This is a genomic window from Pseudomonas laurentiana (genome assembly GCF_014648275.1).
In the GTDB taxonomy this organism is placed as follows: Bacteria; Pseudomonadota; Gammaproteobacteria; order Pseudomonadales; family Pseudomonadaceae; genus Aquipseudomonas; species Aquipseudomonas laurentiana.
On the sequence record NZ_BMQU01000014.1, the window covers coordinates 110,550 to 125,872 of the forward strand.

Here is a 15,323-nt window from a genome sequence, read left to right on the forward strand (position 1 = left end):
GTCACTGCGCGGCGCCTGCATCGTTGGCAAGCCAACTCCCACAGGGATCCGAGCAGAACACTGCTTTTTCTGTGGGAGCAGGCTTGCCTGCGATAGCGTCGGCGCGGTGCCAGCGAGTTCGCGGTGCCTGCAATCGTTGGCAAAGAGCACTGCGCCCATCAGATGTAGGGCGGCACCACCCGCCCCGGCGCGCACGCCGTCAGCTCGCCACGCTTCAACCAGCCCAGCGCAATCGGCCATAGGCGCCCTTCGTAGCGGCTACGAAAAAACGCAAAATGCCCGACCTCCGCCTCGTCGATATCTTCGGGAGCAATACGCAGGTGCACCCGTGGGCTGGCCTTGAAATACGCCAGCAATCGCTCTATCGCCGCGACGGTGCCAAACGGATCATCGCTCAGGCTGATGGCCAGGGTTTTCGCCGTCACCCGGGCAAAGGGCAACTCGGCCAATGCTTGCCCACTGGGCCGTGTTTCATACCGCGCACTGGACTGGCTCCAGTCCCGCACCACGCCGGCCGGTGTGTCTTCCAGCCAGCCCAGCCGCTTACCCGGAAAATAGCCACAGAACCGCGTCAGCAATGGCATCAACACATGCCATTTGCACACCAGTTGCCAACGACTAGCCGCCGCGTAATCACGCCAGTAAGCAAATTGCGCCCCCACGGTGACCAAATGCCGAATCACCGTCGACGACGCCGCCAGCCCCGCCGCACAGCCGCCAAAACTGTGGCCGATGACATCAATGGGCTGACCGGGAAACACACGCATCGCCCGCTGCAGCATGGCCTCGAAATCCAGTGTGCCCCAATCGGACCACGATGCCTGGAACCCCCGCATCGACGCCGGGCGCGACTCACCAATGCCCCGGTAGTCGTAGACGATCACATCGAAGCCATTGGCGAACAGGTACTCGGCAAAACGAAAGTAGAACCGGCAGCGTACCGAGGTCGCAGCGTTGATGATGACCACCGCACGCGTGGTATCGGCCCCCGCCTGACGCCAGGTAAAACCGCCGAGGCTGAAACCATCGGCGGCCTGTTCACGAAACGCCTCGCCTGAGACACCGGCAGCTATGGCCGGGTGCTGCTGAAGGATGATCGACATGCGCCCCCCTTTTTTGTAGTGGGGTCAACGCTAGCACCTTTATGGCGGGTTGAGTGCCCCGATCAGGGCATCCACCACCGCCTTGGCGCTGTCGAGGCTATGGTGCACCAGCCAGGCGCTGTCGCCCGCCAAGGCTTGCTCGCCCATGGCAGCGGCATACACCGCAGCGCGCGCCGGCGCCAGCAAGTCGGAAATGCTGGTCAGTGCATCGGCAAGCGGTACGCCATCAGCCACGCAAAACAACCCGCGCTGCTGGTGCGCATCGCCCGTGCAATGAAACACCACACCGTGTGCGGTCGTAATCGGAGGGGAATCGGACGTGCTCATAATCACTCCTAACGTTTAGGAGCTGCCACTGTTCGCGGCCAAACGAGAGAGGGTGGCAGCTGTACGAGGGTTGGCCGACCGGGACGTTAGGAGCCCGGCACACCCGAAGGTGTCCCGCGCACAGCCGCCATAGCACGACATGCAAGCGCAAAAGAAAATGCACTTACATTCGGATGGTGGCGCTTGTACGCCTAACGTTGTCGACCGGCCAAGGTCGGTCACGGGATTGACCGTGACCGCGCAACCATACCGGCGGCCCCCGGTGCACGCAACAGCAACGCGTTGCTCAGGGCATGAAAACGCGCAGCCTTCACCTGGGCACTAGCTGTGGTAGGTCATCCACCAGGCTTCCCGGCAGGTTGAGTTGAAGGTCATGTGCGCTGGCGATACGGTGAACTGATCGACCGGGCACTCCAGCACCTCATAGATGATCCAACACTCGGGGCAGGTGTTTTCACAGACGGGCAAGCGGTCTTGTTCGAGGGTGCGTCGAATGACCACACCATCGGTAAACGTCGCGGTCAGGATGTGCTCCGTAACCTCAAGCCCTTCGTCCACAGTGCTGTTTGAGCTGACGCTATAGTCGCGAACACACACCGTACTCTCTGCACCGTGAAGTGCCCGGATATACAGTGCCAAGTGCTGCGTTGCCTCTTTCATGCGGTGTGCCACCTAGGTATTGCGGGGGAGTTTTAACCACTACCGCGCTTGTCGCAACGGGTCGGCCGACACTCAGAATGACCGCGGACAATGCGCAAGTACAAGCACAGGTTGCAAAAATGCTCAGCCAACTTAGACAAAAAGCCACGGCCAAGCGATAAGAAAATGACGTATGATAATGCAGCCCAAATGCAAATATCGGTTCGTTTTAAATGAGTGGTAAGTCGCTTCTCAAGATTGACCTTCGTGGTTTGATACTGCTTCTCGCGGCTGCGACTGCACTTATTACGCTGGGCAATGCACTCTATTCAAGTTATCGCGTTCAGCGCCAGCAACTGATCGACAATACACTTGAAGCCAACCGTATTTATGCGGCAAAACTGGCCGCCAGTACCGATCAATTTCTGCATTCGGCTCAACAACAACTCGCCTACAGTGCGGGCATGATGAGCAAGCCAGATGGGCTGGGCCGAGCAGTAGAAGAAGTTGAACGCTTAAAATCCCAGACCGACAGTTTTAATTCGGTAACCGTTGCCGACGCGACGGGAAAAGTTATCGCCATCTCACCTGAAACGATTCAGATCGTGGGAAATACGCTAACTTCGGTGAATGCTCAACGCGCATTGACCGAGCAAAAGCCCTTCATCAGCCAACCCTTCGTCTCGTTCGCCGGTAACCTGGTGGTGTTCATTTCCCATCCGATTGTTTCCGACACAGGCACCTACCTCGGCTTTATCGGCGGCACTATTTACCTCAAGCAAAAGAGCATGCTGCACAGCCTGTTGGGTAGCCATTTCTACACCGACAGCTCCTACATTTACGTCGTCGATGAAAACCGCAGGCTGCTCTACCACCCAGACGCCAATCGGATCGGCGAGGCCGTCGGCCCGAACACCGTGATCGATGCCGTCATTCGTGGTGAAAGCGGAAAGAGCCAGGTCGTCAACACCGCCAGTGTCGAGATGCTTGCCGGCTACGCGCCTATTACCTCGGCGCACTGGGGCATCATTTCTCAACAACCGATAGAAACCTCTTTGCTGGCGTTGAACACCTTGATGCTCAACATGCTCAAGGGGATTCTGCCGGTTGGGCTGCTGGGGATGTTTGCCATCTGGTGGCTGGCACGGTTGATCTCGAGGCCACTGGGGCAACTGGCCGACTGCGCCAAAAACATGGACAGCCCGGAAGCACAGGGCAAGATCCGCGAGGTCAAGTCCTGGTACTTCGAGTCGACGCAGATCAAGCGTGCCTTGTTGCTGGGCATCTCCTTGCTACAAAGCAAGATCGGCAAGTTGAACAAAGACGCACAAACCGACCCGCTGACCGGGCTGCTCAACCGGCGGGCCATGGCGCAGGTGCTGGAAACCTATCGCAGCGAACAGACGGCGTTCTCGGTCGTGGTACTCGATATCGATCACTTCAAGCGGGTCAACGACACCTACGGCCATGACACCGGCGACAAGGTCCTGGTGCAGCTCTCGAAAATCATGCAGAAGCATTCGCGCGAAGCGGACAGCGTATGCCGCGTGGGTGGCGAAGAGTTCTTGATCCTGCTGCCGGGCACCTCACTAGAAGCCGCCGGCAACTTTGCCGAGCGCCTGCGCCTGGCCGTTGAGCAAGCCTCCATGGCGCTTATTGGGCACATCACGATCTCCTTGGGGGTCGCCCACTGGCCGGACGACGCCAAAGAACTCTCCGAAACCCTGAAGCTGGCTGACGACCGGATGTACCAGGCCAAGCAGTTGGGGCGCAACCGGGTGGTCGCGCATGCCGTTGAGGGAACCGTTCACTCATGCGAGCCGCAGTAACTGCACGAGCACCCCGGCCAGCCCGCACACCATCAGTACCGGGATCACGCCGCGCTTGAAGCGGAACAGCGCAATCGCTGCCGACACTGCGATCAGCGCCGAGACCCAATCAAAAGCACCGCTGAAGCCTTTGGGCCAGAGCACGTGATAACCGAAAAACAGCGCCAGGTTGAGGATCACCCCAACCACTGCGGCGGTGATGGCGGTCAACGGCGCGGTGAACTTCAGCACGTTGTGCGTCGATTCCACCAGCGGGCCGCCCGCCAGAATGAACAGGAACGACGGCAGGAAGGTGAACCAGGTGACCAGGCAAGCGGCAACCGCGCCGGCCAGGAACAGGTGCTCGCCCCCCAGCGCCTGTTGCAGGTAGGCACCCACAAAGGCGACAAAGGCCACCACCATGATCAACGGCCCGGGTGTGGTCTCCCCCAGCGCCAGGCCATCAATCATCTGTGTTGGGCTTAACCAGCCATAGTGGCCGACCGCGCCCTGATACACATAAGGCAGCACCGCGTAAGCGCCACCGAATGTCAGCAGCGCAGCCTTGGTGAAGAACCAGCCCATCTGGGTCAAGGTGCCGCCCCAACCAAACAGGGCTGTCAGCACGCCCATGGGCAATACCCATAGCGCAGCCCCCACCACCAGCAACAGGGCCAGACGCGACCAGCGGAAACGTGCATGCGCGGGTGTAGGGGTTTCATCATCGATCAACGCAGGGCCAAAGGCAGCACGGCTTGCACCATGCCCACCTGCGTTGCTGAACCTGGTGGGCGCAAAGCGACCGCCCAGGTAACCCAACACCGCAGCACCCAGCACAATCAACGGGAACGGCACATTGAGGGCGAAGATCGCGACAAAGGACGCCGCAGCAATCGCCCACAGCCAGCTGTTTTTCAGTGCCCGTGAGCCAATACGGTGAGCCGCCTGGATCACGATGGCGGTCACGGCCGGCTTGATGCCATAGAACAACCCGGCCACCACCGGCACATCGCCAAAGGCAATGTAGACCCAGGACAGGCCAATCAGGATGAACAGCGACGGCAACACGAACAACACGCCAGCGATCACCCCGCCCCGGGTTCGGTGCATCAGCCAACCGATGTAAGTGGCCAACTGCTGAGCCTCGGGGCCTGGCAGCAACATGCAATAGTTCAGGGCATGCAGGAACCGACGCTCAGAAATCCAGCGCCGCTGCTCGACCAACTCCTGGTGCATGATCGCGATCTGCCCGGCCGGGCCGCCAAAGCTGATAAAGCCCAACTTCAGCCAGAACACGAAGGCTTGCCAGAAACTCACCGGCGGCGGTGGTACGGCCACGGTGTCGGCAGCCTGCGGTGCGATGTGTGTCATGTCGAGGATCCCTGATTGCCCGTCTTAAGGCCCGGTAAAGGTATTCATTCGGGTGAGACCGTATGATGAACGTTTGAACCGCTCAAGTGGAAGGCAGCCCCTGAATGAACGTGAGTGTTTTGTACGCGCTGGCCGCAGCCGCCCTGTTTGGCGCCAGCACACCGCTGGCCAAATCCCTCGGCATGGGCCTTTCCCCTGTGCTGTTGGCTGGGCTGTTGTACCTGGGCAGCGGCCTGGGCCTGACCATCGTGCGTATTGTTCGAGACCGAGGCTGGCGCAGCAGCGGCCTGACGGCCCCTGAATGGCCGTGGCTGCTGGCGGCCATCGCATTCGGCGGCGTGCTTGGGCCGATTGCGCTGATGTTCGGCCTGACACGGACCTCAGGGGCGACCGCCTCCCTGATGCTCAATCTTGAGTCTGTGCTCACCGCCCTGCTGGCCTGGCTCGTGTTCAAGGAGAATGCTGATCGTCGAATCGTGCTCGGCATGATCGTCATCGTTCTGGGGGGCTGCGTGCTCTCCTGGCCTCAGGAAAACACATCGGCCCATGACTGGAGCGGCCCGCTGGCCGTAGCGCTCGCCTGCCTGTGCTGGGCCATCGATAACAACCTGACGCGCAAAGTCTCAGCCTCCGATGCGGTGTTCATTGCAGGCCTCAAAGGCTTGAGCGCTGGCGCGGTGAACTGCGTGCTGGCATTGGCTATCGGCGCCCAACTACCGGCAATCAGCACACTGGCGCCGACCTTGCTGGTGGGTTTCCTTGGCTATGGTGTCAGCCTGGTACTGTTTGTACTGGCCCTGCGCGGGCTCGGTAGTGCACGTACCGGCGCCTATTTTTCAACAGCCCCTTTTCTGGGCGCAGCCCTCTCGATCCTGATGCTCGGGGAATCGGTGTCATGGCTGTTCTGGATCGCGGCTGCGTTGATGGCGCTGGGTGTCTGGATACACCTGACCGAGAACCACGCACACGAGCATCAACATGACCCGCTGGTGCACAGCCATCGCCATACCCATGACGAGCACCACCAACATGAGCACGACTTCGAATGGGATGGCAGCGAACCCCACAGCCACCTGCACCACCACGCGCCGATCCGGCACAGCCACCCGCACTTTCCCGATATCCATCATCGGCACAAGCATTGAGGGTGTGTCTGGGCGTTGATGTGCTCGCCCGGAGTGTGAAGGTCGGCGTACCGCCGACGCTTGATACCTGAGAAACTAACGCTTCGGGCATCTTGCCCACGAACACGCCATGGATTGGATGCTACATGCGCAAGTCAGACCGACTGTTTCAGGTGGTCAACCTGATCCGAGTTCATCAACCCATCACCGCGGACGCATTGGCTGAGCGTATTGGTGTCTCCGCCCGCACGATCTATCGGTACATTGATGACCTCTCTGTCAGTGGCATTCCCCTTTATGGGGTCGCTGGCGTGGGGTACTCGCTGCGTGAAGGGTTTGAACTGCCACCCCTGACACTCACCCGCACCGAACTCGATGCCCTGATGCTTGGCGTTGAGATGCTCTCCACTGCTGCCGGCACTGAACTCGCCACCGCTGCAAGAACGCTGCTCAGTAAAATCACTGCGGCGTTACCCTCCACCGATGTAGCGCCGTCGCTCTCCAGCATTCGAGCACTACGCGCCAGGCCTGCGACAGCGCATCAGCGCTACCTGGATGAACTGAACCGGGCCATTCAACAGGCGAGCACGGTACGCTTTTCCTATGTCAGCCTGAACGGGGCAGCGTCGGACAGAACGGTGTTTCCCTTGGGGCTGTTCTACTGGGGAGGCAAATGGACGGTGGGCACCTGGTGCGTGGCCAGACAAGCCTACCGAGACTTCCGGATCGACCGGATGCACAACCTGCAGATCCTGCCGGATGGCCAAAAGCTCGGCGCTGAATGGAACCTGCGCGCCTACATGCAGTTCCAGTCTGCACAATGGGCGGCAAATTCACCGATCGAGCACTGACAGTACGCTGTCAGTAGCCCCCTGTGACACTGAGCACTCCTCTTCCTCAACCTGGAGTGACCTATGACCCACAACAGCCATGTACTTGAACTCGCGATCTTTACCGTCAAGGAAGGTTATGAGCAGCAGATGCCCGAACTTCGGGTCGTGCTTCGCGAAGCCCTGATGCACTTTGAGGGATTGATTGAATACACCGGCTACTGCCCCGCCCCTCAAGGCCGGGTTTTCGTCGACCTTGCCAAGTGGGACAGCCTTGAGAACGCCCATGCCGTTGCACAGGCCTTCGAGCGCGGAGACGCCAGATTCGCACCGTATGCCCACGCCATTGAAGCGATTACCTTCATGGGGCACTTTCATCCGGAGTGATCGCCTCTTCTCACATTGGCATCTAAGGCGCACCATTACGCAGCAATAGGCGGATTTCCGCCATCGCAGTCCTGAAAAGTGGCGTGTTTTCTCCATTCAAATGCGAGGAACACCCACCCAACAACCGTAACACTTACATTACAACCTTCGGGTACAGGTCTTGCAAAAGCTGAACCGTAAAAGACCAGACCAAGACTCAAGGGATCAGACCATGCAAAAAACCTGTCACCATGAGCTGCGCAATGCCTTCCGTGCCCTGCTTGCCAGCCATGCCTGTTACCACACTGCCTCAGTGTTCGACCCGTTGTCGGCGCGTATCGCCGCCGACCTCGGCTTTGAAGTCGGCATCCTTGGCGGCTCAGTCGCGTCCCTGCAAGTGCTCGCCGCCCCGGACATCGCCCTGATCACCCTCAGCGAGTTTGCCGAACAAGCCACACGCATCGGCCGTGTGGCCCGCCTGCCCGTGATCGCCGACGCCGACCACGGCTATGGCAACGCCCTCAATGCCATGCGTACCGTCATCGAACTGGAGCGCTCCGGCGTCGCCGCGCTGACCCTTGAAGACACCCTGCTGCCAGCACAATTCGGTCGCAAGTCCTACGACCTGATCAGCGTCGAAGAAGGCGTCGGCAAACTGCGCGCTGCCCTGGAAGTACGCGACGACAGCGCCCTGGCAATCATCGCCCGCACCCATGCCGGTGTGCAGCCGCTGACCGAGGTCCTCCACCGCACCCGCGCCTATCAGGACGCAGGCGCCGATGGCATCTGCCTGGTCGGGGTGAAGGACTTTGAACACCTGGAGGCCATCGCAGAAGGCCTGAGCGTGCCACTGATGCTGGTCACCTACGGCAACCCGGAACTGCGCGACGACAGCCGCCTGGCCAAACTGGGCGTGCGCATCGTGGTCGACGGCCATGCCGCCTACTTCGCGGCAATCAAAGCCACCTACGACAGCCTTCGCGAACAGCGCGGCATCCCTGTCGAAAACGCGCTCAATGCCTCGGAACTGGTGACCAAGTACACCGCCCCGAACGACTACATCGCGTGGGCGCGGGAATACATGAATGTGAAGGAGTAACGCGCCAGCTTGGGGGCTTTGCAGGTCAAGAATACGCTCTGACCGGCGCCAGCCCCCTGCCGCGCAGGTCGTTGCGTTCAACTGGCGCAGCGCAGCACATTGATGCCTGTCATGCAAAATCCTCCGTTCTAAGCAATCATGAGGCCAAACGCCACTAGCCATAAGGACATCCCCGTGGACGCCTCTACGACCATTCGCAGCATGATGACCAACAACCGTATCGTCGTGCCGGCGTACCAACGTGCTTACGCCTGGGAAACGCCCGCCGAAGGTATGAGCCGCGCTACCCAGACAGACGTGTTCCTCTCTGACCTGGAGGCTTACCGCAACAGTAATACTCGCAGCCCGTATTACTTCGGCCACTTCCTTTTTGAAGAAACGCAGGGGGAGTTTCGTGTGATTGACGGTCAGCAACGCCTGACCACCATCAGCCTGTTCCTGGCCGCCTTGTTCACCTGCCTGCAAAACAAGCGCGCCCTTACTGAAGATGAACAGGATTGCTACAAGGACCTGATCAAACGGGATAGTTGCATCCGTTTCAAGACGGTCGACTACGACAACCAAGTGTTTGTGGATTATGTGATAAACCAGTCCCGCAAAGACGTCCCTGTTTTACAAACGACGTCTGCTCAGCGGCTCATCAAGGCGTTCGACTACTTCAAGAAGAAGCTCGGCAGTCAGCCTGAAGCGTACTTGACCGACATGCTGCGGATCGTCGCCCAGGCATCGTGCAGTACGCACCCGGTGCGGGACGAGGCTGAAGCGATCCAGATGTTCATTTTCCAGAACAACCGGGGCAAGCGCCCGTCCAACCTGGAGGTGGTGAAGGCACAGTTCATGTATGCCATCCATCTACATGGCGAGAACCAACAGCAGAAAGACAGCCTTATCGGCGAAATCCAAAATCGCTTCGAGACCATCTACAAATCGATCTCAGCGATTGAATACCGCATCAATGAAGATGATGTGTTGCAGTACGCCCTGCGCGTTCACTTCAACTCCTTATGGGAGAGCGGCGCGCTGGACCGGGTGGAGAAAATGTTGGCTGGGCAGCAACCGCTTGAGTTCGTGAGGGCGTTCACTGATTCCCTCGCCATCAGTTTCGAGCACTTGTCGGTGTTTTTCGGTGATGACGAGCGCAAGAGTTTTCCGATCCACTCAGTGGTGACCTTGGGCGGGATCGCGATGGTATTGCCGTTCATTCTCAAGGCCTACCGCTTCGGCCTTCCCCTCTCGGACAAGAACAGACTCTGCGTTGCATTTGAGAGCCTGATCATTCGTCATCGCCTGATTGGCACACGTGCGGAGATCACGTCCCGCATCAATGAGGTCTACGAAGTGTTTACCAGTGAGGCCCCATCGATCGCCCCTATTCTTGAGCAAATCGAGTATCTCAAGACCACAGACGATTGGTGGTGGGCGTATTGGAACAACGAAAGATTGGCGGAGGCTCTGGAGGGTGAAATAAGCCACCCAACCGCCAGGCACCTGCTGTGGAAATATGAAGTCCACCTGGAAGGACACGGCCAGCGCGGCTACGAGCCACGGCGTTACAGCGACATCAAACGCCCGGAGCTGGAGCACATCGCGCCCAAGACCGAGCCTGCGGTTCGCCCACACGGCTATGACACCTACGACGAAACCTTCAGAGGCGAATACCTTAACTGCCTCGGCAATTACCTGCTGCTGTCCAAATCCCATAACTGTGCAGTGGGCAATGTCCCGTTCGCCAACAAGTTGGCAACCTACCACCGCAACGCTCAACAGCGGGAAATCGCGAGCTTCGTCAGCGAGGGTGGTGTCTGGGGGCGAGATTCTATACAGGCCCGCCACGAAAAAATCGTCGCTGCACTGATGGCAGCGCTCTAAACAAGCACAGCGTGGATCAGGCACTGAAATTTACTGCTCCAAAGCAGTGATGATCACCCCTTGGCGACGCTGATGTTCCATAGCTGCACTCAAAGCCTTCGCAGCTTGCCATCGAATAGCTTGTAGTCCTTGTCCTGAGGCTTGGCCGCGTCGCATTTGGGGTCGGTCATGGGCCCCACTGTGCGCGCCATAGGGATACGTTTCCTTGTCGAACCGAGATATCCCTAAATACATCCCTAAATCGAGTAGATGCACAAAGACATAACGAGACAGCCAGAAACAACAAAGCCCGCACTAGGCGGGCTTTGTTGGATGTTTCGTGCCCCGTGGGGCGTATCGAAACGGCTGTATGGTGCCGGAGACAGGAATCGAACCTGCGACCTTCGCGTTACGAGTGCGCTGCTCTACCGACTGAGCTACACCGGCGTGATAGCAACGCTACCACTGCCGCGTCGGTTACGCAAATCACTGTTTAATAACAGCTATTGTTCCCTGTTCTGGCAGCCGCTCAAGGTGCACTGCAACCGGCGGGGGCGTAGTCTTTGGCGACGGTGGTGGTGCAGTTCCAGCCCGTGGCCGAGCGGGTCAGGCTGATGGTTTTGTCCAGCACTGGTGCTGGCGCATCGAGCAGGCTGCAAACGATGCTGCCGGTGCCGGCCACTGCGCTGCCCACAGCGGTAATGGCGCAGTTGGCGGTACGTTCCTGACCACCAATGGCGGCGACGTTGGCAACGTCTGCACCTTGGTTCAAGCGCACTTCAAGGGCGGTCTTGAGGGCGGAGATTTCCGCCAGCCCGACGGTGGCCTTGGTTCGCGCCTGGTGGTTGGTGTACATGGGTAAGGCGATGGTCGCCAGGAGGCCGATGATCGCCACGACGATCATCAGCTCAATCAATGTGATGCCACGTTGCCCGTTCATGGACATTCTCCCTGTTTGAACCGGATCGGTTGCCGGGGTGTTCGCCGGCAGCCGCGCAGTAGGCCCGAATGGACACCTTTTGTCACCCTGCCAGACGCTATCCCTCATCCGGCCTGGACTACTCTAGAGGCTGGGATGTCAACGCACATCCCCTTGCAGCCCCTGAAGCTGTAACCAATTTTGAGCCTGTTCAGCGCAACAAGGATGTCGCGATGACCAACAGAATCACACGCCCTACGGCACAGCGCCTGCGACGAGATGCGCGCAGGCGTTCGGTCGATACGCAGGCCCGCTTTACATTGGGGCGGGTTTGCGAGCTGCTCGCAACGCACCTCGGCAACCCGGTCAGTTCAGCGGAGCTGGCCCGTTTTACCCGGCAACTGGCGACCCTGCTCAAGGCCGGCGTTGCATTGCTGCACGCCTTCGACATGCTGGCGCAAAGCACGAGCAACCCCAACCTGCGTCGCCTGCTGCTGGCCCTGAAGCAGGCAATTGCTGCGGGTAGCGGCCTGGCCGACGCGTTGCGCAAACACCCTCGCTACTTCGACGCGTTGTACTGCAACCTGATTGCGGTCGGTGAGCACGCCGGCAGCCTGGATACGACGCTGGAACAGGTGGCAAACCTTCAGGAAAAGCGCCAGGCGCTGCAAGCGCGCGTGAAGAAAGCCATGACCTATCCGGTGCTGGTGCTACTGGTCGGGTTGGGGGTGTCGGCCGTGTTGTTGCTCAAAGTGGTGCCGCAGTTCCAATCGCTGTTCGCCGGTTTTGGCGCGCAGCTGCCACTGTTTACGCGTCAGGTCATTGCTGTGTCCGAGTGGTTGATCGATTACACCGGCGTGATGCTGCTGTTGGCGGGAGGTGGCCTGCTGGCCGGGCACTGGGCGTGGCGACGCAAGCCGGCCTTCAAGTTGTGGGCATTGCGCCATGCGCTGAGGCTGCCGCTTACCGGCCCACTGTTGCAGCAGGTGGCACTGGCACGCTTCGCGCGCACGCTGGCAACCTCCTTTGCCGCAGGTGTGCCGCTGGTCGAGGCCTTGGGCTCGGTGGCGGCGGCCTGTGGCAATCCGCTGTACGAGCATGCGGTGCATCGGCTGCGCCAAGAGGTCGCGAATGGCCTGCCACTGAGCACGGCCATGAATGCCTGCGAGCTTTTCCCCAACCTTGCAGTGCAGTTGTGTGCAGTCGGCGAGACATCCGGCAGGTTGGACGATATGCTCGATAAAGCTGCCAGTCACTATGAAAACACCATCGACCAGATGCTCGATAATCTGGCCAGCCTGTTGGAGCCCCTGATCGTGTCGATCCTGGGGGTGCTGGTGGGCGGCCTGGTCATCGCAATGTATCTGCCAATCTTTCAGTTGGGCGACGTGATCTGAACATGAACCTGATGGATGTCCTGGCCAGCCAGTCTCTGGTCTACCTGAGCGCAGCCCTATTGCTGGGGCTGATCATCGGCAGTTTCCTCAACGTCTTGGTGTATCGCCTGCCGATCATGCTGGAGCGGCAATGGCATGATGAGGCACGCGAAATCCTTGAGTTGCCGACGCAACCCGCAGAGCGCTACGACCTGTTCCTGCCCGCCTCGCAGTGCCCCCATTGCCAGCACCGTATCCGCGCCTGGGAAAATATACCGCTGCTGAGTTACCTGTTTTTGCGTGGCCGCTGCTCATGCTGTAAAGCTGCCATCAGTTGGCGTTACCCCTTGGTTGAACTGGGCTGCGCAGCGCTGACAGGCTTTGCCGCCTGGCACTTTGGCTTCACCCTGCAAGCGCTGGTCTTCATGCTGCTGAGCTGGGGGCTGCTGGCCCTGAGTCTGATTGATATTGAGCATCAGTTGTTGCCCGACGTCCTGGTACTGCCGCTGCTCTGGCTGGGATTGGTGTGCAACGCCTTCGGGTTGCTCGTACCACTGGAAAGCGCGTTCTGGGGCGCCATCGTTGGCTACCTGAGCCTGTGGACGGTGTATTGGCTGTTCCGCATTGTTACCGGCAAGGAGGGCATGGGTTATGGCGACTTCAAGTTACTGGCTCTGCTTGGCGCCTGGGGCGGCTGGCAGATCCTGCCACTGACGCTGTTGCTGTCGTCACTGCTCGGTGCCGTACTGGGCCTGATCCTGTTGCGCCTGAGCGGCAAACGTAACTGCACGCCAATCCCCTTCGGCCCTTATCTGGCGATATCGGGCTGGATCGCTCTGCTCTGGGGTGGTCAAATAACCACTTCTTACTTGCAGCTTGCTGGATTCCGATGACAACACCCGCCTTCACCCCCTGGATCCTCGGCCTGACCGGCGGCATTGGCAGCGGCAAAAGCGCCGCTGCGCAACGCTTCGTCGAGCTGGGCGTGCACCTGGTGGACGCCGACCAAGCGGCACGTTGGGTGGTCGAGCCCGGACGGCCAGCCCTGGCCAGCATCATCGAGCGTTTTGGCCCCGGTGTCTTGCAGCCCGATGGGCAGCTGGACCGTGCAGCCTTGCGCAAGTTGATCTTCGCCGACCCAGAGCAACGCCGCTGGCTGGAGGCGCTGCTGCACCCGCTGATCGGCCAGGAAATTTTCAGTTACCTGGCCAAGGCCGAATCGCCTTATGCCGTGTTTGTTTCACCGCTGATGATCGAGTCCGGACAGTTCAAGCGCACCCAGCGCTTGCTGGTGATCGACGCGCCGCAGGCTCTGCAGGTCGAACGCACGTTGTTGCGCGACCAGACCAACCCCGAGCAGGTCCAGGCCATTCTCAAGGCCCAGACCAGCCGTGAAGAACGCCTGCGCCACGCCCACGATGTGGTGGTCAACGACCGCGATATGAGCTGGCTGCATTCGGAGGTCGATCGCCTGCATCACTTTTACCTGACTTTGCGTGGAGGCCAACCATGAGCCAACCCCTGACCGTAGAATGCCCAACCTGTGGCGCCCCCGTAGAATGGAGCGCTGCCAGCCCTTTCCGCCCCTTCTGCAGTGACCGCTGCAAATTGATCGACCTGGGCGCCTGGGCCGCTGAAGAGCACAAGATTCCGACAGCACCAGACGCCGAAGATGAGCTGTTTTCAGGTGACCTCAACCACCGCGAGCACTAAGGCTTCGGCTCGTCATCCTTCCACGGGGCCTGCAGGTAGCGGGTCCTGTTGAAGGTTTCCAGCCACTCGGGGCAGAACACCACCAGCGCGCTGACCACCATGCCATTGATGAAAGCCTCGGGAAAAATGATCAGCCACAGGTAGCCGATAAAGTCCTCAAGCCATTCCGGCATCACAAAACGCCCATCCAGCCATAGCAGGCCCAAGCCTGCCAACAGGCAGAGCAATGCCGCCAGCGCCGCTGCGAAAAAGCCGGAACAGAAGATATACACAAACAGGTTTTTGGGCTGGGCACGCTCTACTGCTATCGCGCATGCCTCAGTGACCAGCACTGGCAGGCCAATGAACAACAGGCCGTTGACGCCCATGGCCGCCAGGTCCTGACGCCCGAGCAACACCAGACCCAACTGGGCGATACAGCCGCCCACAATCGCCAGCGGCCAGTCCAGCAGCAGGGTTACCGCCGTCATGCCGATAAAGTGGTAGGACACCCCGGTATCGAAATCCCGTCGCACCAGCCAAAGCACAAACAGCGCAAAGACGCTGCCAAACAACAGGTGCTGGCGACGCGTGTCGGCAAACAGTTCAACCCAGCGCGTACGCGCCACCGCCCACATCAGCAGTGGGACGTAGATTAGCCAGCCGATGCTCAGGCTGGTATCGGAGAGTACTTCAGCGCCTATCACTCGTTTGCTGCCCTTTTGGTGTTGGGAGAGCCTGTGGGGCGGTGTCACTTGGTTGCTGAGTCTACACCGATGTTCAGAGACGGCGGTTGATGGTTGCGTGATACTCCGCCAACA

16 protein-coding genes and 1 tRNA gene are annotated in these 15,323 nt (G+C 59.7%); 10 read left to right on the plus strand and 7 right to left on the minus strand.

Annotated features, from left to right (window positions below; translation table 11 throughout):
- Positions 1–158: 158 nt before the first annotated feature.
- From IE038_RS15765 to IE038_RS15775, 3 genes are all read right to left on the minus strand, one after another.
- Positions 159–1,103: an alpha/beta hydrolase family protein gene (locus IE038_RS15765; protein WP_163934437.1), complete on the minus strand. Its 945-nt coding sequence runs from the start codon at positions 1,101–1,103 to the stop codon at positions 159–161.
- Between the two features lie 39 nt (positions 1,104–1,142).
- Positions 1,143–1,430 (minus strand): DUF3077 domain-containing protein, encoded by a 288-nt coding sequence (locus tag IE038_RS15770; RefSeq protein WP_163934434.1) that lies wholly within the window; start codon positions 1,428–1,430, stop codon positions 1,143–1,145.
- A 321-nt stretch (positions 1,431–1,751) separates the two neighbouring features.
- The gene (locus IE038_RS15775; protein WP_163934431.1) at positions 1,752–2,090 is read right to left on the minus strand and encodes a hypothetical protein; all 339 of its coding nucleotides are present in this window, start codon (positions 2,088–2,090) and stop codon (positions 1,752–1,754) included.
- Between the two features lie 212 nt (positions 2,091–2,302).
- Between IE038_RS15775 and IE038_RS15780 the strand changes: the two genes are divergently transcribed.
- The gene (locus tag IE038_RS15780; protein WP_163934428.1) at positions 2,303–3,898 is read left to right on the plus strand and encodes a sensor domain-containing diguanylate cyclase; all 1,596 of its coding nucleotides are present in this window, start codon (positions 2,303–2,305) and stop codon (positions 3,896–3,898) included.
- Here IE038_RS15780 and chrA read toward each other — a convergent pair.
- Positions 3,881–5,248, minus strand: a complete 1,368-nt coding sequence (chrA, locus tag IE038_RS15785) for a chromate efflux transporter (RefSeq protein ID WP_163934425.1) — start codon at positions 5,246–5,248, stop codon at positions 3,881–3,883. The two genes, IE038_RS15780 and chrA, sit on opposite strands and share 18 nt — an antisense overlap.
- A gap of 104 nt (positions 5,249–5,352) precedes the next feature.
- On the opposite strand from chrA, the gene IE038_RS15790 reads away from it, so the two are divergent.
- The 5 genes from IE038_RS15790 to IE038_RS15810 all read left to right on the plus strand — a co-directional run bounded on the left by IE038_RS15790 (position 5,353) and on the right by IE038_RS15810 (position 10,536).
- Positions 5,353–6,393, plus strand: a complete 1,041-nt coding sequence (locus IE038_RS15790; RefSeq protein WP_163934422.1) for a DMT family transporter — start codon at positions 5,353–5,355, stop codon at positions 6,391–6,393.
- Between the two features lie 125 nt (positions 6,394–6,518).
- Positions 6,519–7,223, plus strand: a complete 705-nt coding sequence (locus IE038_RS15795; RefSeq protein ID WP_229775676.1) for a helix-turn-helix transcriptional regulator — start codon at positions 6,519–6,521, stop codon at positions 7,221–7,223.
- A 63-nt stretch (positions 7,224–7,286) separates the two neighbouring features.
- Positions 7,287–7,589: a hypothetical protein gene (locus IE038_RS15800; protein ID WP_163939931.1), complete on the plus strand. Its 303-nt coding sequence runs from the start codon at positions 7,287–7,289 to the stop codon at positions 7,587–7,589.
- A 211-nt stretch (positions 7,590–7,800) separates the two neighbouring features.
- The gene (locus tag IE038_RS15805) at positions 7,801–8,667 is read left to right on the plus strand and encodes an isocitrate lyase/PEP mutase family protein (protein ID WP_189395894.1); all 867 of its coding nucleotides are present in this window, start codon (positions 7,801–7,803) and stop codon (positions 8,665–8,667) included.
- A gap of 174 nt (positions 8,668–8,841) precedes the next feature.
- Positions 8,842–10,536: a GmrSD restriction endonuclease domain-containing protein gene (locus IE038_RS15810; RefSeq protein ID WP_229775677.1), complete on the plus strand. Its 1,695-nt coding sequence runs from the start codon at positions 8,842–8,844 to the stop codon at positions 10,534–10,536.
- A gap of 350 nt (positions 10,537–10,886) precedes the next feature.
- Here IE038_RS15810 and IE038_RS15815 read toward each other — a convergent pair.
- A tRNA-Thr gene (locus tag IE038_RS15815) sits at positions 10,887–10,962 on the minus strand.
- A gap of 82 nt (positions 10,963–11,044) precedes the next feature.
- Positions 11,045–11,455, minus strand: coding sequence for a pilin (locus IE038_RS15820; RefSeq protein WP_163939845.1), 411 nt, complete (start codon positions 11,453–11,455; stop codon positions 11,045–11,047).
- 212 nt (positions 11,456–11,667) lie between these two features.
- Here IE038_RS15820 and IE038_RS15825 point away from each other — a divergent pair, with 212 nt between their 5' ends.
- Genes IE038_RS15825 through yacG form a run of 4 tightly spaced genes read left to right on the plus strand, consistent with a single transcriptional unit; the run spans position 11,668 to position 14,523 of the window.
- Positions 11,668–12,831 carry a type II secretion system F family protein gene (locus IE038_RS15825; RefSeq protein ID WP_189395895.1) on the plus strand — a complete coding sequence of 388 codons (1,164 nt, stop codon included), beginning with the start codon at positions 11,668–11,670 and terminating at the stop codon, positions 12,829–12,831.
- Positions 12,832–12,833: 2 nt separating this feature from the next.
- Positions 12,834–13,703 carry a prepilin peptidase gene (locus IE038_RS15830; protein ID WP_163939787.1) on the plus strand — a complete coding sequence of 290 codons (870 nt, stop codon included), beginning with the start codon at positions 12,834–12,836 and terminating at the stop codon, positions 13,701–13,703.
- Positions 13,700–14,323 carry a dephospho-CoA kinase gene (gene coaE, locus IE038_RS15835; protein WP_163939788.1) on the plus strand — a complete coding sequence of 208 codons (624 nt, stop codon included), beginning with the start codon at positions 13,700–13,702 and terminating at the stop codon, positions 14,321–14,323. Before IE038_RS15830 ends, coaE begins: the two co-directional genes overlap by 4 nt.
- Positions 14,320–14,523: a DNA gyrase inhibitor YacG gene (gene yacG / locus IE038_RS15840; protein ID WP_163939789.1), complete on the plus strand. Its 204-nt coding sequence runs from the start codon at positions 14,320–14,322 to the stop codon at positions 14,521–14,523. Before coaE ends, yacG begins: the two co-directional genes overlap by 4 nt.
- Here the strand turns inward: yacG and IE038_RS15845 are convergent.
- Positions 14,520–15,209, minus strand: coding sequence for an energy-coupling factor ABC transporter permease (locus tag IE038_RS15845; RefSeq protein WP_163939790.1), 690 nt, complete (start codon positions 15,207–15,209; stop codon positions 14,520–14,522). The genes yacG and IE038_RS15845 overlap by 4 nt on opposite strands.
- Between the last annotated feature and the right edge of the window lie 114 nt (positions 15,210–15,323).